Source organism: Micromonospora sp. C41 (assembly GCF_018070485.1).
Lineage (GTDB): Bacteria > Actinomycetota > Actinomycetes > Mycobacteriales > Micromonosporaceae > Micromonospora > Micromonospora chalcea.
The window spans coordinates 87,441-105,489 of sequence record NZ_JAGPXP010000007.1 but is presented as its reverse complement, the minus strand read 5'-3'; the positions used below and the strand labels follow the sequence as shown (position 1 = coordinate 105,489).

General features: G+C 71.7%; 19 protein-coding genes. 6 read left to right on the top strand and 13 right to left on the bottom strand.

Going from position 1 to position 18,049, the window contains the following annotated elements; genetic code table 11:
* Positions 1 to 5 precede the first annotated feature (5 nt).
* The gene (locus KBX43_RS10515) at positions 6 to 941 is read right to left on the bottom strand and encodes an NAD-dependent epimerase/dehydratase family protein (RefSeq protein WP_210884208.1); all 936 of its coding nucleotides are present in this window, start codon (positions 939 to 941) and stop codon (positions 6 to 8) included.
* A gap of 139 nt (positions 942 to 1,080) precedes the next feature.
* Between KBX43_RS10515 and KBX43_RS10510 the strand changes: the two genes are divergently transcribed.
* A complete protein-coding gene (locus KBX43_RS10510) occupies positions 1,081 to 1,767 on the top strand; it encodes a TetR/AcrR family transcriptional regulator (RefSeq protein ID WP_113972034.1) in 687 nt (228 codons plus the stop codon).
* A gap of 7 nt (positions 1,768 to 1,774) precedes the next feature.
* Here KBX43_RS10510 and KBX43_RS10505 read toward each other — a convergent pair whose 3' ends face one another.
* The 7 genes from KBX43_RS10505 to KBX43_RS10475 all read right to left on the bottom strand — a co-directional run bounded on the left by KBX43_RS10505 (position 1,775) and on the right by KBX43_RS10475 (position 8,670).
* Positions 1,775 to 3,367 (bottom strand): hypothetical protein, encoded by a 1,593-nt coding sequence (locus KBX43_RS10505; RefSeq protein ID WP_210884206.1) that lies wholly within the window; start codon positions 3,365 to 3,367, stop codon positions 1,775 to 1,777.
* 58 nt (positions 3,368 to 3,425) lie between these two features.
* The gene (locus tag KBX43_RS10500; protein ID WP_043326622.1) at positions 3,426 to 4,394 is read right to left on the bottom strand and encodes an NAD(P)/FAD-dependent oxidoreductase; all 969 of its coding nucleotides are present in this window, start codon (positions 4,392 to 4,394) and stop codon (positions 3,426 to 3,428) included.
* Between the two features lie 106 nt (positions 4,395 to 4,500).
* Entirely contained in the window at positions 4,501 to 5,160 is a 660-nt protein-coding gene (locus tag KBX43_RS10495; protein WP_064447660.1) for a rhomboid family intramembrane serine protease, read from the bottom strand.
* Positions 5,161 to 5,263: 103 nt separating this feature from the next.
* Entirely contained in the window at positions 5,264 to 5,947 is a 684-nt protein-coding gene (locus KBX43_RS10490) for a transglycosylase SLT domain-containing protein (protein WP_043326625.1), read from the bottom strand.
* Positions 5,948 to 6,178: 231 nt separating this feature from the next.
* Positions 6,179 to 7,588: a PhoH family protein gene (locus KBX43_RS10485; RefSeq protein ID WP_210884204.1), complete on the bottom strand. Its 1,410-nt coding sequence runs from the start codon at positions 7,586 to 7,588 to the stop codon at positions 6,179 to 6,181.
* A gap of 318 nt (positions 7,589 to 7,906) precedes the next feature.
* The gene (locus KBX43_RS10480) at positions 7,907 to 8,332 is read right to left on the bottom strand and encodes a hypothetical protein (protein ID WP_064447659.1); all 426 of its coding nucleotides are present in this window, start codon (positions 8,330 to 8,332) and stop codon (positions 7,907 to 7,909) included.
* Positions 8,329 to 8,670, bottom strand: a complete 342-nt coding sequence (locus tag KBX43_RS10475) for a hypothetical protein (protein ID WP_064447658.1) — start codon at positions 8,668 to 8,670, stop codon at positions 8,329 to 8,331. Before KBX43_RS10475 ends, KBX43_RS10480 begins: the two co-directional genes overlap by 4 nt.
* Before the next feature lie 264 nt (positions 8,671 to 8,934).
* On the opposite strand from KBX43_RS10475, the gene KBX43_RS10470 reads away from it, so the two are divergent.
* The 3 genes from KBX43_RS10470 to otsB all read left to right on the top strand — a co-directional run bounded on the left by KBX43_RS10470 (position 8,935) and on the right by otsB (position 10,786).
* A complete protein-coding gene (locus tag KBX43_RS10470; RefSeq protein ID WP_030501268.1) occupies positions 8,935 to 9,375 on the top strand; it encodes a helix-turn-helix transcriptional regulator in 441 nt (146 codons plus the stop codon).
* 163 nt (positions 9,376 to 9,538) lie between these two features.
* Complete coding sequence (locus KBX43_RS10465) at positions 9,539 to 9,892, top strand: hypothetical protein (RefSeq protein ID WP_013284062.1); 354 nt, start codon at positions 9,539 to 9,541, stop codon at positions 9,890 to 9,892.
* Between the two features lie 69 nt (positions 9,893 to 9,961).
* A complete protein-coding gene (otsB, locus tag KBX43_RS10460) occupies positions 9,962 to 10,786 on the top strand; it encodes a trehalose-phosphatase (protein WP_043326635.1) in 825 nt (274 codons plus the stop codon).
* Between the two features lie 101 nt (positions 10,787 to 10,887).
* Here otsB and KBX43_RS10455 read toward each other — a convergent pair whose 3' ends face one another.
* From KBX43_RS10455 to KBX43_RS10440, 4 genes are read right to left on the bottom strand one after another with little or no spacing between them, the layout of a single operon-like run.
* On the bottom strand, positions 10,888 to 11,658 hold the full coding sequence (locus KBX43_RS10455) for an isoprenyl transferase (protein ID WP_043326637.1): 771 nt from the start codon (positions 11,656 to 11,658) through the stop codon (positions 10,888 to 10,890).
* Positions 11,659 to 11,689: 31 nt separating this feature from the next.
* Complete coding sequence (locus KBX43_RS10450; protein ID WP_069087135.1) at positions 11,690 to 12,850, bottom strand: geranylgeranyl reductase family protein; 1,161 nt, start codon at positions 12,848 to 12,850, stop codon at positions 11,690 to 11,692.
* Positions 12,851 to 12,886: 36 nt separating this feature from the next.
* Positions 12,887 to 13,732 (bottom strand): hypothetical protein, encoded by an 846-nt coding sequence (locus tag KBX43_RS10445; RefSeq protein ID WP_210884202.1) that lies wholly within the window; start codon positions 13,730 to 13,732, stop codon positions 12,887 to 12,889.
* A 40-nt stretch (positions 13,733 to 13,772) separates the two neighbouring features.
* Complete coding sequence (locus KBX43_RS10440) at positions 13,773 to 15,614, bottom strand: phosphoenolpyruvate carboxykinase (GTP) (protein ID WP_113972039.1); 1,842 nt, start codon at positions 15,612 to 15,614, stop codon at positions 13,773 to 13,775.
* A gap of 491 nt (positions 15,615 to 16,105) precedes the next feature.
* Between KBX43_RS10440 and KBX43_RS10435 the strand changes: the two genes are divergently transcribed.
* Positions 16,106 to 16,642, top strand: a complete 537-nt coding sequence (locus tag KBX43_RS10435; protein WP_043330644.1) for a GtrA family protein — start codon at positions 16,106 to 16,108, stop codon at positions 16,640 to 16,642.
* Between the two features lie 62 nt (positions 16,643 to 16,704).
* The gene (locus KBX43_RS10430) at positions 16,705 to 17,397 is read left to right on the top strand and encodes a GtrA family protein (RefSeq protein ID WP_043326646.1); all 693 of its coding nucleotides are present in this window, start codon (positions 16,705 to 16,707) and stop codon (positions 17,395 to 17,397) included.
* Positions 17,398 to 17,460: 63 nt separating this feature from the next.
* Here KBX43_RS10430 and KBX43_RS10425 read toward each other — a convergent pair whose 3' ends face one another.
* The gene (locus tag KBX43_RS10425) at positions 17,461 to 18,030 is read right to left on the bottom strand and encodes a PH domain-containing protein (RefSeq protein WP_043326648.1); all 570 of its coding nucleotides are present in this window, start codon (positions 18,028 to 18,030) and stop codon (positions 17,461 to 17,463) included.
* Between the last annotated feature and the right edge of the window lie 19 nt (positions 18,031 to 18,049).

The following is an 18,049-nucleotide window of genomic DNA, read 5'->3' as shown; positions in this document are numbered from 1 at the left end:
CGCCCCTAACGGGCGGCGGGGGCCGGGGCGCGCAGGCCGGAGACCATCTCGTCGACGACGCGGTCCAGCGGCGTCGCCTCGATCCCGAACGTGCTGGTGGCGGCGCTGGAGTCCATCACGAACGGCGCGGCGAACTGGTGCGCGGTCTCCCGCATCTCGCGGGCGAACGGGTCGGCCAGGCCGCCCAGCCAGAGCACCGGGTAGGGCATCCGGGCCAGCCGTGGCGCCGCGACGCCCGCCCGCTGCGCCGCCCGCTCGGCCAGACGCCGCATGGGCACCGGCGGCGGGCTCGGCACGTGCCAGGCCCGTCCCCAGGCGCGCGGGTCGGTCGCGGCCGTGACGAGGGTACGGGCGACGTCCGGCACGTACGTCCAGGTGTGCGGGGCGTCCCAGTCGACAGGCAGGAACACCCGCTGCCCGGCGAGCACCTTGGGCAGCACCATCATGGGCAGCGAGCTGCCGCCGAGCCCGATGTAGTCGGAGCCGCGGACCTCGGTGACCCGGGCCCGGCCGGCGCGGTGGGCGTCCAGCGCGTCGGCCCACATCCGGTTGCGGACCCGGCCCTTGACGCCGGTGGCGGCGAGCGGGGTCGCCTCGGTCATCGGGGCGTCGACCGGGCCGTACCCGTAGAGGTTGCCGACCGTGGCGAGCACGGCGTCGCTGCGCTCCGCGGCGGTGAGCAGCGCGGCGGCCAGCGGCGGCCAGTCCGTCGCCCACCTGTGGTAGGCCGGGTTGGCGCAGTTGTAGAGCGCGGCCGCGCCCTTGGTCAGCTCGGTGAGCCGGTCCGCGTCGGCGGCGTCGGCGGCCACCAGTTCGACCGCCCGGTGCTCCGGGCCGGTGCCGCGCCGGGTGACCACCCGCACCTGCTCGCCGCGCTCGGCGAGCAGGTCGGCGGTGGCGGTGCCGACGGGGCCGGCGCCGACGATCACATGCAGGGCCATGACAGATCCACCTTTTCTGAAGCAGTTGTCCGAAGCGAGAGCACCGCTCTCGAAACAGAGCATGACTCAAATGCAGGTCGACGTCAAGAGCAGTGCTCTCTCTTTTGATTGCTGCTCTCATCCGTGGCAGAGTGAGGGCATGGTCGCTCCCTCACTGCGCGCCCGGGTCCGCGCCGGAATGATCGAAGAGATCAAGACGGTGGCCCGCCGCCACCTGGACACCGACGGCGCGAACCTCTCGCTGCGCGCGGTCGCCCGGGACCTCGGCATGGTCTCCTCGGCGATCTACCGCTACTTCCCCAGCCGGGACGACCTGCTCACCGCGCTGATCCTGGAGGCGTACGACGCGCTCGGCGACGCGGTGGAGGCGGCCGACGCCGCCGCCGACCAGGCCGACCTGCGCGGACGCTGGCTCGCCGCCTGCCGGGCCGCCCGCGCCTGGGCGCTGGCCCACCCCGCCGAGTACGCGCTGCTCTACGGCAGCCCGGTGCCCGGGTACGCAGCCCCCGACGAGACCATCGTGCCGGCCCAGCGTCCACCGCTGACGCTGATCGGCATCCTGCGCGACGGGCTGGCCACCGGCCGGCTCGCCCCGCCCGACCAGGAACTGCCCGAGCCGCTGCGCGGCGACGTGGCCGAACTGGTCGAGCAGATCGGCATGGACGTGCCGCCCGCGCTGCTGGCCCGCGGCATGGCCGGCTGGACCCAGCTGTTCGGGCTGATCAGCTTCGAGCTGTTCGGCCGGATCAACCGGGCGCTGCCGCACCGCGACGAGTACTTCGACCACCAGATCGGCCTGATGGCGGACCTCATCGGCCTGCCCTGACGCCGGGTCAGCCGGGCCGCGAGCCGTCCACCGGGACCGCCGGCGGGTACGGCGGCTCGTACGGCGGTCGCCACGGCCCGATCAGCCGGGCCGCCCGCCAGCCGAGCAGCAGCCCTGGCACCGTGCCGAGCACGGCGAGCACGACGGCTGTCCCGGCGTACACCGGTCGGCCGTGCAGCCATCCCACCATCGCCGCCCCGGCCAGCGCCGCGGTGAGGCCCGCGGCGGCCAGCACCTCGGCGACCCACCGGCCGGGCGCCGCCCGCAGATCGCGCGAGACGAGGGTGAGCACCGCGGCGCCCAGCAACAGCGGCACGACGACCAGCGGAGCCAGTCTGACCAGCGTGGTGTTCTCGCTCGTCCAGACCGCGAACAGCAGCATCGCGATCAGGACCTGGAGCGCGCCCTGGAGGACAGGCAGCGACGAGCCGTGACCGGACGCCCGTCCGGCCCGTGTCCGGGCGACCAGAAGCACCAGCACGACCAACGCCGGCACCAGCAGCAGCGCACGGACCGTGTCGTCGTACCGGTCCCCCGGCGAGATCATGCCCAGCGGCGGTGGCTCCCCTTCCCACCGGCCACCCGGGAAACCGATCCGCTGCCACCTGCCGGCGACGTCACGCAACGCGAAACCGTCCCGGGCGTTCGCCACCAGCACCACGTGTCCGCCACCGGGGACGTCGAGTACGGCGAGGTCCTGACCGGTGATCCGTTTCCCGTCCGGCCCGGCCTCCTCGTAGCGGGCCTTCAACAACTCCCGCTGCTTCTCGGGGATCTCCCAGGACAGTCGCCAGGTCCGTCCGGCGTCGTCGCTCTCCTCCACGCGGATCCGGCCCGACGCCACCCGGTAGCAACGCTGGGGCGTGGCGGCAACGCACACCGGGTGGTCCGGTCCGATCCTGGTCGGCACGCGCTTCCACAGGGCCTCCTGCTCGGCGTCCACCGGGTCGCGCCACGTGACGCCGGCGTCGTCGCTGATCCGCCACCAGGTGGGGATGCCCTCCTCCGCCGACATCGGGCCGGTGGCGGCGCCGGCGGCCAGCCGACCGTCGACCACCTTGGTGGCGACCGCGTCGGGGCGCTCGATCGGGCTCGTGGCCGCCACCGCGACGAGCGCCGCCGGCAGCAGCACGACCAGCCGGACCAGCCGGGCGGCCCGGTGCCCCACCGGGTCCCGCCGTGCCGCCTTCCACGTCCACGCGGCCACCGCGAGCGCCGGCAGGGTGAGCAGGTCGGTCCGGTCGGCCCGGATCAGCGACGGCCCGCTCACCACGCTCCACAGGCCGGAGGCGGCCGTCGCGGCGTACCCACTGCTCTTGACCAGCGCGAAGCCGGCACCGACCGAACCCAGCGCGAAACCGGCGACGGCCCGGGGCCGGAGCCCGGGCACGGCCAGCGTCACCAGCACCGCCACCAGCGGCGGCGCGAGCACCAGCCCGGCGACGTCGCTCAGCTTGCCGGTCACCAGGCCCGGAAAGGCCGCCTTGAACACATGGTCGTTGAGCACCAGCACGATCAACGAGAGCACGGTTCCCGGATGACCCAGCCAGGCGAGCGAAATCCGGGCACCGTCGGGTGCTGTCGACTCGGAGGGGCGCATCCGTCCATCGTGGGCGCGGACAGTCGCGCTCCGGCCACGGAACGGTGAGGATGCGGCGTCAGGTGCCGTCGGAGGAGTGACCGGGGAACAGGTGCGCGGTCGGGTCGATGACGACAGCCGCGTTGTTCACAGCCGTGGCCGCCTCGCCGAAGCCGGTGGCGATCAGGCGGACCTTGCCCGGATATTCGGTGATGTCGCCGGCGGCGAACACCCGGGGCAGGTTGGTGGCCATCGCGCTGTCCACCACGATGTGCCGCCGGTCGATGTTCAGCCCCCACTCGGCGAGCGGGCCGAGGTCGGCGGTGAAGCCGAGCGCGGCCACCACCGTGTCGACCGGCAGCGTCTCCGCCTCGCCGCCGCGTACGGTCAGCTCGGCGCCGGTGACCGTCTCCTCGCCGTACAGGCGGCTCACCTCGGCGTTGACGACGATCCGCACCGGCAGCGCGCGGACCCGCTCGATGGTGGCGGCGTGCGCCCGGAAGCGGTCCCGCCGGTGCACGAGCGTCACCGACCGGGCCAGCGGCGCGAGCGTGGCGGCCCAGTCGAACGCCGAGTCGCCGCCACCGACGATGAGCACGTGCCGGTCGGTCAGCTCGGCCGGCTGCGGCACGAAGTAGACGATGCCGCCGCCGGTGAAGCTCTCCGCGACCGGCAGCGGCCGGGGCGTGAAGCTGCCGAGCCCGCCGGTGACCAGCACCGCGCCGCAGCTCAGCTGCTCGCCGCCGGCCAGGCCGAGCACCGGCCGGCCGTCGAGGTAGGACAGCTTTTCCGCGCGTACGCCGAGCTGGTAGTCGGGGTGGAACGGCGCGGCCTGGGCGACCAGGTTCGCGACCAGCTCGCGGCCCTTGATCGCGGGGAAGCCGGCGACGTCGAGGATCAGCTTCTCCGGGTACATGGCGGTGATCTGACCGCCCGGCTCGGGCAGCGCGTCGATGACCGACACGGAGAGCCCGCGGAATCCGGCGTAGTAGGCGGCGAAGAGCCCTGCGGGACCGGCCCCGATCACGGCGACATCGACCTCGCGCATGGCTCACCGTCACTTTCCGCTTCGGGATCAACCCTCGCTGATGCCGAAACGGTAGGCGGGCGGGTGGCCGCGGGCAAGCATGTCCCGGGGTCTGATCAACGCGCCGTCAGGGCAGCGTCATCCTCGGTGAGCCGAGGTGGTCGGCGTCGCCGGTGTCCCTGCGGCGGCGGAACAGGATCGCCGCCACGACGCCGCCGAGCAGCCCGAACAGGTGGCCCTGCCAGGAGACGCGCTCGTCGGTGGGGAGGATGCCGAGCAGCTGCCAGCCGTAGAGCAACCCGACGAGCAGGCCGACGGCGAAGTTCCACCAGCTCCGCTCGACGACGCCCCGGGTGAGCAGGATGCCGAGGTAGCCGAAGATGACGCCGCTGGCGCCGACCACCACCGAGTTGGGTGAGCCGGTGAACCAGACGCCCAGGCCGCTGACCAGGATGATGACGGCGGTGGACCAGAGGAACCGGCGGGTGCCCGCGGCGAGCACGAACGTGCCCAGCAGGATCAGCGGGATGCTGTTGCTGTAGAGGTGGTTCCAGCCGGCGTGCAGGAACGGTGAGAAGAAGACACCGTCCAGGCCCTGGATCCGCTGCGGGATGATGCCGGCGGTGTAGTCGAGGCCGAGTCGCAGGCCGACGTCGAGCGCCTCGATGAGGAACAGCACCGGCACGACCGCGCACATGGCGACGAAGGCCCGGCCGAGCGCCGCGTAGAACGCATCGGTGCCGAACCGGTGAGGGTCGCCGCCGCGTGGGCTGTCAGGCCAGGTCACCTACCAAGAGCTATCAGTAAAAGTGGCGGGCCGCCAGTCGGGGCCGGGTACGACGACGGCGGGGCACCCGGTTCCGCCCGGGTGTCCCGCCGTCGTCACGACGTCAGTACCAGCCTGAACTCTGCGACTTCTGCCAGGCGCCGCACGGGGTGTCGTACCGGCCCTTGATGTAGCCGAGACCCCACGTGATCTGGGTCGCCGGGTTCGTCTTCCAGTCGTCCGCGACCGAGGCCATCTTGCTGCCCGGCACGGCCTGCGGGATGCCGTAGGCCCCGGAGGAGCTGTTGGACGCCTTCGGGTTCCAGCCGCTCTCCTTGGTCCAGAGCTTGTCCAGACACGGGAACTGGTCGATGCCGAAGCCCTTGTCGAGCATGACGGCGCAACCGATCTTCCGGTTGCCGCTGTACTCCGCGCACGAGGACGGGATCGGGCCGTCGTACGGCTTGATCTTCGTCTCGCTCTCCGCCGCCTCCCGTTCCTTCTTGCGGGTGGCGGCGGCCGCCTCGGCCTTCTTGGCCCGCTCGGCGGCCTCCTTCGCCGCCGCGGCGGCACGCAGCTTCGCCTGGTACTCGGCGGCACGCTGCCGGGACGAGTCCACGCGGTGGTCGGACAGCCGTTCGCGCTGGTACGCGTACTCCGCCTGGTCGACCTCCAGGCCGACCTGCGCGGTCAGGCCCTGCTGCTGGGTCTGGCGATCCTCGCCCAGATAGAAGCCGCCGGCCACGCCCACGGAGAGCAGTGCCACAGCGGCGGTGCGGGCGCCGAACCGGCTCCACAGCCGACTCACGAAGTTTCCCTTCGTCGGGGGCAGGGACGCGGCACGCGTGGCCTACCGGGCCGCGCCGAGGTGCCGCGAGCGCTCCGGTACCGGTGTGACTGCGGGGCGTACATGGCTCCCGAGTGGTCGGTGACGCTCGATGGACACCATTGCGCACAGTGAGGCCGGTGGGAAATGGCCGGGCCTAAAAGTGATCTGCGTCACCCTGAAAATCAGGATAAAGTGGGGCGAAAGCGGCGGTCAGCCGGGGATGTCCTCCAGTAGATCGGTGACCATAGCGGCGATCGGAGAACGCTCCGATCGGCTGAGCGTGACGTGCGCGAAGAGGGGATGCCCCTTCAGCGCCTCGATCACCGCCGTCACCCCGTCGTGCCGGCCGACCCGCAGATTGTCCCGCTGCGCCACGTCGTGGGTGAGCACCACCCGCGAACCCTGACCGATCCGGGACAGCACGGTGAGCAGGACGCCCCGCTCCAGCGACTGCGCCTCGTCGACGATGACGAACGCGTCGTGCAGGCTCCGGCCGCGGATGTGGGTCAGCGGCAGCACCTCCAGCAGCCCGCGCGAGGTGACCTCCTCCAGCACGTTCTCGTGCACCACCGAGCCGAGCGTGTCGAAGACGGCCTGCGCCCACGGCGACATCTTCTCCGACTCCGACCCGGGCAGGTAGCCGAGTTCCTGGCCGCCGACCGCGTACAGCGGACGGAACACGATCACCTTCTTGTGCCGGCGCCGCTCCATCACCGCCTCCAGGCCGGCGCAGAGCGCCAGCGCGGACTTGCCGGTGCCGGCCCGGCCGCCGAGCGAGACGATGCCGATCGACTCGTCCAGCAGCAGGTCGAGCGCGACCCGCTGCTCCGCCGAGCGGCCGTGCACGCCGAACGCCTCCCGATCGCCCCGGACCAGCCGGACCGTCTTGTCCGGCAGCACCCGGCCCAGCGCCGAGCCGCGCCCCGAGTGCAGCACCAGACCGGTGTGGCAGGGCAGGCCCGCCGCGGCGTCGACGTCGAGCGTCTCGCCCGCGTACAGCCGGCCGATCTCCTCCTCGGACAGGTCCAGGTCGGCCATGCCGGTCCAGGTCGGATCGCTGGCCTGGCCGTGGCGGTACTCGTCGGCGCGCAGGCCGACCGAGGCCGCCTTCACCCGCAGCGGCATGTCCTTGCTGACGAGCGTGACCTCACGCCCCTCGGCGGCCAGGTTGAGCGCCACGGACAGGATGCGCGCGTCGTTCGACTCGTTGCGGAAGCCGGGCGGCAGCACCCCGTCGTCGGTGTGGTTCAGCTCCACCCGCAGCGTGCCGCCCTGCTCGTTGGCGGGCACCGGCCGGTCCAGCCGGCCGTGCCGTACCCGCAGCTCGTCGAGCATGCGCAGCGACTGACGGGCGAACCAGCCCAGCTCGGGGTGGTGCCGCTTGCCCTCCAGTTCGGAGATGACCACCAGCGGCAGCACCACCTCGTGCTCGGCGAAGCGGTGGAACGCCGCCGGGTCGGAGAGGAGGACCGAGGTGTCCAGGACGAAGGCCGGGCCGGCTGGTCGGGGCTCCTCGGTCTCGACAGCGGCGCTGCGGCGGCTGCGGGTGGTCCGGCGGGTCTGGGCGGTCGAGGCCGGGGTCTGCTGCTCGGCTCCGGCGGGGGTACGGCGAGTGGTCACAGGCCTGCTCCGCGGATGGGCACCCGGCCACCCGAGTTCCGCCTCTTCCGGTGCCCGGGGGACACGGGGTCGGATGCGGGCCCCGTGTGCGAGGACGCAGGTCCGGGCTGTCCGGCTGGCCCGGGAAAACCCCGCGCCATGCCTAGACGCTAATCGCCGCGGGGCCGCGGGGCTAGAGGTGCGCGTGGATCATCGCGTGCCAGTCGCCGGACGTACACCTGTTCGGGTGACGGGCGGACCGGAACCGGCCGGGATGCATGCCCCCTGCGCGCATCCCGGCCGGTCGCCCACGGGCGGCACCGCGTCGCGGTGCGGGCCTCAGCCCGGCCGCCGCGCCAGCGTGCCGGCCCTCGGCCCGGCGCCGGCCGCGCCGAACGACGATCCGGTGTACGTGGTGCCCGCCCGCCCCACCGCGCCGAGCTGGGCGGTGGCGGTGACCCGGACGGCCGGGGCGGAGCCGGACCGCACGGCGACAGCGGCCGGTACGGCGGTGCCGGCGAACGGCACGGCCGAGCGCCCGGCCGACGTCACCACTGTCGCGCCGGGGGCGGACAGCGCCGAGGCGATCGCGGCCTGGGCATCTCGACGGCGGCGGTTCCAGGCGCCCCGGTCACCGTCGAAGTAGCCCTGCCGGTAGCCGAACCGGTAGCCGATGCGGTAGCTCAGCTGCCCGTGCAGGCGACCGGCCGCGTAGCAGGTGGAGCCGAGCACCAGGACGAGCACCACGGCGAGAAAAGGGGTCATCGCTCGTCCGTCCCGGGGAGTGGGTCGACCACCAGCAGGCGTTCCAGGTCGTCGGTGCTGACCTCCTCGACCAGCTCGACGCTGATCCGGCAGCCGTCGAGGATCACCTCGGCCACCGACGCCCGGCGGATCTCGCCGCCGGAGTCGTAGACCCGCACGCTCAGCTCGGGGCAGCCGAGGTGGGTACGCCAGGCGTCCCACTCCCCCCGGTCGCCGACGCTGAGTGAGAGATACCGGCACCCGCGGGCGAGATAGAGACGCCAGGGGGCGCTCAGCCCGGCGGACACGCCGTCCGCGATCAGCCCGAAGGCCTGGGCACGGGTCGCGAGCTCGGTCACGAGACCCCCTCGGCACCCGCGGAGTGACGCATGTGAGCACTCGTCGTCTCAAGCACGTGACACACCGTAAGTTGTCTCATGAGCGTGACAGTATCAGCTTTTCAGACCTTTGCCGCCGTACTCGTGTCCATCTATTCTGCCCAGGTGACACCCCTCAGGAGCAGCACTGGATCGTTTACCGGAAAACCGCGATCACCGTCACGTCAGCGTGACAGCAGCGTGCCGAGACCGCCCGACGGGACCGACTGGCCGTACCGTCACGGGGTGACCGAGACGGCCAACGCGCGGAAGATCGCCTTCGCCACCTTCGTCCGACGTGCGCTCGACGACGCGCGAGCGCTGCGGGCCTGGAGCGGCACCGAGGTCTCCCGGCGCACAGGCGTCTCCCGCCAGACCATCAACCGCTGGGTCCGCGGCGACTGGGCCAGCGACCCGGAGGCCGAGCGGGTGGTCGCCTTCTGCGAGGGCCTCGGGCTCGATCCGGCCGCCGCCTTCACCGCGCTCGGCTGGGACCGCGCCGCCGGCCCACGGGCCACGCCCACCCCACCTCCGATGGACCCGGACGTGGAGGCGCTGCTGCGCCGGCTGGTCGACCCGACCGTGTCGGACGCGGAGAAATTCCACATTCGAGAAACCATTCGTTACCTCGCATATCGCCCGACACTGCCGGGCGGTGTCCGAAATAGGGGGAAACAGGCCGGGTAGTTCCTCAGATGGCGAAAGAACGGAAGGTCAGACCCGATCGTTTCGCCTCGGGGACGGATCGGACCCGCTAGCGTCCACGTTTGTACTGCTAGGGGCTCGTCATCGGCGGGGGGACGGGACACAGCCGAACCCAGCCCTGCGGGACAGAAGGAGGGGTCTGTCCATGACCCTGAAATGGTTGGCAGTCGTGGTCGCGGTGGTGTCGCTGACATCGTGCGTGACCGGCAACGTGGTGGTCGGCGTACTGGACGGCGGGCAGCTTCCCCTGGTCGTCAACCTCTTCGCGCTCACCACGGCCGGCACCGCGGTGATCCTCGCCGTCGTCGCCGAACTGCACGATCGTCTCAACGACCGGGTCAGCGCGCTCACCGAGTTCCTGGTGGCGCGGCTGAACGAGATCGAGGCGCACACCGGCGACCGCAACACCGGCTTCGTGGAGGGCTACCTGCTCAGCCACGGGCAGGAGGCGGCAGTGGTGCCGTTCGGGCGCCGGGGACGGGGAGCCGCCGAACGCTGATCCCCACGACATTCCCACGTCACATCTCGGCCACGAATACGCCGCCCGGCGCGGGGTACGCTGACGCGCGTGCCGCCGTTGAATCTGGGCAACCAGCAGCCGAAGACCCCGTTGAACGCGGAGCACGCCTGGCGTGCGACCGCCGATCGCGCACGGGACGTCGTTCTCTTCTTCGACTTCGACGGCACGTTGGCGCCGGTCGACGACGACCCCACGGCCGTCCGGCCCGCGCCCAACGTGCTCACCGCGCTGGAGGCGCTCGCCCCGCACGTGCGGCGGATCGCCATCGTCTCCGCCCGGCCGGTGGACTTCCTCCGCGACCACCTCGGCGGCCTCGCCGGAATCGACCTGTACGGGCTGTACGGCCTGGAGCACAGCCACTCCGGCGGTGAGACGGTCACCGAGCCGGCCGCTCTGCCGTGGGTGCCCACCATGTCCGAGCTGGCCGAGCAGGCCCGCGCCGAGCTGCCGCCGGGCGCGCTGGTCGAGTACAAGCGGCTCTCCGTCGCGCTGCACTGGCGTACCGCCCCGCAGCTCGGTGAGCTGGTGCAGGAGTGGGGCCGCGCCCAGGCCGAGCGGCTTGGCCTGCGCGCCCAGCCGGGCCGGATGGTGCTGGAACTCAAGCCCCCCGTCGACCGGGACAAGGGCATGGTGATCGGCGAGACGGTCCGGGACGCCGGCGGCGCCTGGTACTTCGGTGACGACGTCTCCGACATCAAGGCGTTCGCCGCGCTGCGCGCCCGCGCCGCCGCCGACCCCGGCTTCCTCGGGGTCTGCGTCGCCGTGGCCAACCCGGAGACCGGGCACGAGGTGGCCGACGCCGCCGACCTGACCCTGGACTCCCCCGCCGCCCTGGCCGAGTTCCTCACCGACGCCCTGCGCCACTTGACCTGACCCAGCTTTTCCGCGTCGATCTTGCACTTGCCGCCCCGACAAACGGGGACGAAAGCCGCGCACGCGGGGCCGGAAGTGCAAGATCGACGGGGAGGCGGCGGTCAGGTGCCGAATCGGCGCTGGCGGGTGGCGTAGGAGCGCAGGGCACGCAGGAAGTCGACCTTGCGGAAGTCGGGCCAGTTCAGCTCGCAGAAGTAGAACTCCGAGTGCGCGCTCTGCCAGAGCATGAAACCGGAGAGTCGCTGCTCGCCACTGGTCCGGATGATCAGATCCGGGTCCGGCAGCCCCTTGGTGTAGAGGTGCTCGGAGATGTGGTCGACGTCGAGCGAGGTGGCCAGCTCCTCGAGCGTGCCGCCGTTCGCGGCGTGCTCCGCCAGCAGCGAGCGGACCGCGTCGGCGATCTCGCGCCGCCCGCCGTACCCGACCGCGATGTTGACCTGAGCCCCGCCGTCGCGGTCCCGGGTGCGTTCCTCGGCGGCCTTGAGTGCGGCGGCGTGCTGCGCCGGCAACACGTCGAGCGCGCCGACCATCCGCAGCCGCCAGGGGTTGCCCTCCTCGGCCAGCTCGGTGGTGAGGTCCTCGATGATCTGGAGCAGTGGGTCCAGCTCGGCGGCCGGGCGGGAGAGGTTGTCGGTGGAGAGCAGCCACAGCGTGACGTGCCCGACACCGGCCGCGTCGCACCAGCGGAGCAGCTCCTTGATCCGCTCGGCGCCCATCCGGTGGCCGTCGTTCGGGTCGACGAAGCCCATCTCCCGGGCCCATCTGCGGTTGCCGTCGCACATCACGCCGACATGCGCGGGTACGGGCTTGCCCGCGAGCTTCGCCGTCAGCCGGCGCTCGTACACGGAGTAGAGGAGTTTCCGCAGAGTCATCACCTTGCAGGGTAGCGACCCGTGAGAAAGATCAGTGTCTCGGTGGCGTATCAGCCGACGGCGAGCCGGTCCGGCGCGGTCGCGGCACGTCAGCGGCGATCGCCGCGAGCGTGCGGGCGTCCAGCCGCCCGTCGCCGAGCCCCAGCTCCACCACGGTGCGGTAGACCCGCTCGTCGCGCCCGGCCGCGCCGACCACCGCGTCGACCACCCAGCGCCGACGCGCCAGCCAGGCCGCCGCCGAGCTGTGCCGCAGGTGGGTGCCGAGCCGGGCGCCCAGCGCGGCGGCGTACCCCCGGGCGGCCTCGGCCGGACTGCCGGCCGCCGCCGCGCCGGCCAGCGCCCCCGAGCGCAGCGCGTAGAAGATGCCCTCGCCGGTGAACGGGTTGATCAGCGACAGCGCGTCCCCGGCCAGCACCACCCGGCCCCGCCCGGGCGCCGGCCGGTGGGTGGACAGCGGCAGATGGTGCGCGCGCAGGCCGGTCACCGTGGCCGGGTCGACTCCGGGCAGCAGCGCGGCCATCCGGTCCAGCAGGTGCGCGCGGCTGAGCGGCTCGCCGCGCAGCACCTCCCCGTACCCGACGTTCGCGCGACCGTCACCGATCGGAAAGACCCAGGCGTACGCGGGCCAGCGCGCCGCCGAGGTGACGATGAGCTGTTCGGGCGGCCCGGGCGGGGCCGGCGCGTAGCCCCGGATGGCGAGCGCCAGGTGCCGGTCCGGGTTGACCGGGTGCCCGAGCGCGCGCCGGACCACCGAACCGGCGCCGTCCGCGCCGACCAGCGCCCGCGCGGACAGCTCACCGTCGAGCACCACCCGGTCGGGAGCGATCTCCACCCGGCGTACGGTGTGCCGCCGCAACTCCGCGCCGGCCGCCACCGCCGCCGCCACCAGGCGTGCGTCGAACACCTGGCGGGGCACCGTGTACGCGGGCCGGGGCAGCGTCCGGGCGACGGTGCCGCCACCGGGTGCGACCAGGCGCAGCGCGGGCAGGGGCGGGTAGCCGTCGACGGCCCCGGTCACGCCCAGCTCGTCGAGGACGTCCAGCGCGTGCGCGGCGATGCCGTCCCCGCACGCCTTGTCGCGAGGGAAGTCGGACCGGTCCAGCAGCAGCACCCGCGCCGCCCCGGCCCGTCGTGCGCCGAGCGCGGCGGCCGCTCCCGCCGGCCCCGCCCCCACCACCACGACGTCCCACACCCCCTCATCCTCCCCCGCCGGCCCCCACCCCGGGCATCAACGGGACCGGGTGGCCCGGTACAGCGACCAGCCGCAGAGGGCTGCCGCCGTGACCAGGGGGGCGCCGTCTCGGATCAGGCCGTCGGCGCCGAGCAGCCACCAGCACAGGGGCAGGTCGATCGCGAGGACGCCGAGGGTGACGGCCACCAGGCCCTTCCGCGCCCACGCCTTGTCGCGCAGCAGGAACGCGGTGCAGAACAGGACGGCGTAGCTGACCGCGATGCCGGCGCCGAACCAGAAGATCAATGCCGGTACGGCGGCCAGCCGCCCGTCCAGCACGGCACCGGTCGCCACCAGCGCCGGCACCAGCATCAGCGGGCTGTAGGTGAACGCCGCGACCCGGGCGGTGAGCAGCCAGCCGTTCGCCTGCGGACGCTTCGGCGTCATCTCCCGCCAGGCGATCGTCCCGCCCTCGACGACCAGGCCCTTGCGGTGCCGGACCAGGTGCGCGCGGATCGCCTCGGAACGGTAGAGCAGCACCACCACGGCGACGCAGAGCGCGGTGAGCACGGCGAATCCGATCAGGCCGGGCAGCGCGGGCACCCCCTGCCGGGGCACGATCAGCCGCCCGACCGCGAAGATCGTGGTCACCGCCAGGATCAGCCCGAACGGCCGGGCGCCCACCCGGCCCTTGTTCACCTGCCCGATCAGCAGCAGGAAGCCGAGCGATCGGAGCATCGCCCAGCCGGTGCGTACGGCCAGACCGAACTCCTGCTCCGGGGCGTACCAGTAGTTGAGCAGCTCGACCACGACGGTGGCCGCCGCGGTCACGGCGAGCAGCGTGGTCAGCGCCCGGACGGCGGACGGCCGCCGGACCTCGACAGGTTCAGCGGCCGTCCTCATGGCATCCGATGTTGCCCGGCGCGGGCAACAGGCACACCTGTTACTTCTGCGGCTCCGCGTCGAGGCGGGCGCGCAGCGCGTCCAGCTCGGCCCAGAGCACGCCGGGGAGCTTGTCCCCGAACTTCTCGAACCACTCGGTGACCAGCGGCAGCTCGTTGCGCCACTCGTCCGCGTCGACCTTCAGCGCGATCCGGACGTCCTCCGGGGTCATGTCCAGACCCTCGACGTCGAGCGCGTCCTGCGCCGGGACCATGCCGATCGGCGTCTCCACCGCCTCGGCCCGGCCCTCCAACCGCTCGATGACCCACTTGAGCACGCGGGAGTTCTCGCCGAAGCCCGGCCAGAGGAAGTTGCCCTCGGCGTCCTTGCGGAACCAGTTGACGTAGTAGATCTTGGGCAGCTTGGCCTCGTCGCCGTCCGCGCCCTTGCCCATCTCGATCCAGTGCCGGAAGTAGTCGCCGGCGTTGTAACCGATGAACGGCAGCATGGCCATCGGGTCACGACGCACCACGCCGACCGCGCCGGAGGCGGCGGCGGTGGTCTCCGAGGAGAGCGTGGCGCCCATGTAGACGCCGTGCACCCAGTCGCGGGCCTCGGTGACCAGCGGGATGGTGTCCCGCCGACGGCCGCCGAACAGGATCGCGTCGATCGGCACGCCGTTCGGGTCGTAGTAGTCGTCGGCCAGGATCGGGCACTGGGTGATCGGGGTGCAGAAGCGGCTGTTCGCGTGCGAGGAGAGGTTCTCGCTCTCCGGCGTCCAGTCGTTGCCCTTCCAGTCGATCAGGTGCGCCGGCGGCTCACCCATGCCCTCCCACCAGATGTCGCCGTCGTCGGTCAGCGCCACGTTGGTGAAGATGGAGTTGCCGCGGTCCAGCGTCCGCATGGCGTTGGCGTTGGTCTTCCAGTCGGTGCCAGGGGCGACACCGAACAGGCCGTACTCCGGGTTGATCGCGTAGAGGCGGCCGTCCTGGCCGAACCGCATCCAGGCGATGTCGTCGCCGATGGTCTCGACCTTCCAGCCCGGGATGGTCGGCTCCAGCATGGCGAGGTTGGTCTTGCCACAGGCGGACGGGAAGGCGCCGGCGATGTGGTAGACCTTGCCCTCCGGCGAGGTGATCTTGAGGATCAGCATGTGCTCGGCCAGCCAGCCCTCGTCGCGCCCCATCACGCTGGCGATACGCAGCGAGTAGCACTTCTTGCCCAGCAGCGAGTTGCCGCCGTAGCCGGAGCCGAAGGACCAGATCTCCCGGGTCTCCGGGAAGTGCGAGATGTACTTCGTCTCGTTGCACGGCCAGGCCACGTCCTGCTGACCCGGGGCGAGCGGCGCGCCGATCGAGTGCAGCGCGTGCACGAAGTCGGCGTCGTCGCCCATCGCCTCCAGGATCGCCGACCCCATCCGGGTCATGATCCGCATGGAGGCGACCACGTACGGGCTGTCGGTGATCTCGACGCCGAACATGGGGTTCTCGGCCTCGATCGGACCCATGCAGAACGGGATGACGTACATGGTGCGCCCGCGCATGCTGCCGCGGTACAGCTCCGTCATCGTCCGCTTCATCTCGGCCGGCGCCATCCAGTTGTTGGTGGGGCCGGCGTCCGCCTCGTCGACGGAGCAGATGAAGGTGCGCTCCTCCACCCGGGCGACGTCCGTGGGGTCGGTACGCGCGTAGAACGAGTTGGGCTTCTTCTCGGGATTCAGCCGGATGAGGGTGCCGTTTGAGACGAGCTCGTCGGTGAGGCGGCGCCACTCCTCATCAGACCCGTCCACCCAGACCACGCGGTCGGGGGTGGTCAGTTCCGCGACCTCACGTACCCAGGCCAGCAGCTTGGGGTGGGACGTCGGGGCCTGATCGATACCCCGAACAGCAGCCGGAGCAACCATGTCACTTCTCCTTGTGGTCGACGCTGACCGATCTATGGGGTGCACGAGTTCTGGCGGGCAAGTACGCCGCCTCGTGGAAACCTGGGATTGGGCTCAGCGTAAACCGGACTGCCTCGCCAGTCAGTGGGACTGGTTGTGAAGAACTGCACAAGGTACGGCCACGCTGCGGCTTCACGATCTGATACCCGCTTTCGCGCGCAGTTTCACGCAAATCCTGCGGTGAACCTTCGACGGCCCGCTCCGTCCCCGGAGTGACCGCGACGCCCGATCGCGGGGAAGCGTACGAACATGTCGTGAAAGACGATTCCGTGATGGGCTCCACAGATTCACACAGCGGGTTACCCTCTGCTCACGGACATCGAGAACGGGCGACAGATCCCCGACCCGGGCGGCCCGGCCGCGAGGGCCACGACGAAGCCGTCGTGGCCGACTCGCCGTTGCGGTCCGCCCGTGTACCCCACAACCGGTACTCTCGGCGGGTGGCCGCGACGATGACCGGGGACCAACCGGGGGCTCCGCAGACCCGTCGGGGTCCGATCGGAGCACTACTCGACCGTTTCGGTCACCTGATCCACGAGTTGAGCAAGTTCGCCACCGTCGGCGGCTTCGCCTTCGTGGTCGACTTCGTCCTCTTCAACTTCCTGTCCAGTGGCCGTGACATGCCGCCGCTCGCCGCGAAGACCATCTCCACGGTGATCGCCGCGACCGTCGCCTTCCTCGGCAACCGGTTCTGGACCTGGCGGCACCGGCAGCGCTCCAACCCGGCCCGGGAGTACGCGCTGTTCTTCTTCTTCAACGCGGTCGGTCTCGGTATCGCGGTGGCAAGTCTCGCGGTCAGCCACTACGGGCTGGGCGCGGTCTGGCCGGCGGTGTTCCAGACCCCACTGGCCGACAACATCGCCAGCTTCATCGTCGGCACCGGCCTCGGGACGCTCTTCCGGTTCTGGTCGTACCGACGGTTCGTCTTCGTCGACGCGGGAACACCACCCGTTCCGGCAACGAGCCACGACCGAGAGTCCGGGGCGTGACGAACCGCCCATCCCGACCCGCCGGGCCGAGCCGGCCCAGCCCACTGCCTAAGGTGTTCCGCATGCCTGGAGTCCGTCTGCTGCCCGAGCGCTGGCAGAAGTTCATCCACGAGGCGCTCAAATTCGGCATCGTCGGCGGCATCAACACCGTCATCAATTACGCGGTGTTCAATGCCCTGGCACTCACGGTTTTCCGCGACGGTCAGCTGAAAGCGACCGTGATCGCGACGATTGTCGCCACGATCACGTCGTATCTGATGAATCGTCACTGGACGTACCGGGATCGGCCGAAATCGGCACTCCGGCGGGAATACGTCCTGTTCTTCCTTTTCAACGGCGCCGGCCTGGTCATCGAACTCGGCGTCCTGGCCCTGGCCAAGTACGGCCTCGGCGTACACGGACTGCTGGCGCTGAACGTCGCCAAGACCATCGGTGTCCTGCTGGCGACGCTGTTCCGCTTCTGGTCCTACCGCACGTTCGTCTTCCAGCCGGTGCCCAAGCACGCCGAGGAGACCTGGCACTCGGTGCCGCGTGACGAGTGGGACAACGTCGCCGAGATGGACCCGGTGGCCGAGCTGGCCGAGTCGGTGAGCGAGCTGGAGGAGGAGGAACCTCCCCCGGGCGCCGGGCGACCCGACTACGCGCCGCCCCGGGGCCGTCCGGCACCTGCTGACGCCGGGCTCGGGGGCGCGCTCGGCGCCGACCTGGACGCCGAATTCGCCGCCGAACTCCAGCCCCGCCGCGCGCGCCGCTGACCGACGAAGAGGGCCGGCACCTCCGCTTCCGGGGGTGCCGGCCCTCTTCGGTCGGCGGCGCGGTCAGGGCTGGTCGCGCAGGGACTTGCCCTCGGCCATGTCGGCGAGGATCTCGCGCATCTCGTCGTCGCCCAGGCTGTGCTTGTCGTGGTGCGCCTCGACCAGCTCGTACAGCTTCGTCTGCACCCGGTCCACGCCCGGCACGTCGTGCAGCACCGACTGGCCGCGCTCACCCGCCGACTCGATGGTCAGCGTGCCGCAGCCGAGCAGCCGCTCCACGAAGCGCTGGTTCATGGCGTGGTCGTTGATCCGGGTCAACGGCAGGTCCCGCCGGTTGCGCGACAGCACCCCCTGCTGGAGCAGCACGCGCTCGTTTGTGAACAGGTAGTGCGTGGTGCGCCAGACCAGGAACGGCCACAGAGCCAGCCACAGCACCAGCGCCAGGGCGACCACCGCGAGGGCGTAGAGCGCGATGGTGCCGCCGCTGCCGTCGGGCAGCAGAATCCAGCCGGCGACGACCGCCGCGACGGCGAGCACGAGCACCAGGACCGGCCGGATCAGGGCCTTCCAGTGCGGGTGCAGGTGCAACACGACGTGCTCGTCCTCGGTGAGCACGTCTTCGGGGAACGCCACGGGGGAACCTCCTCGCAGA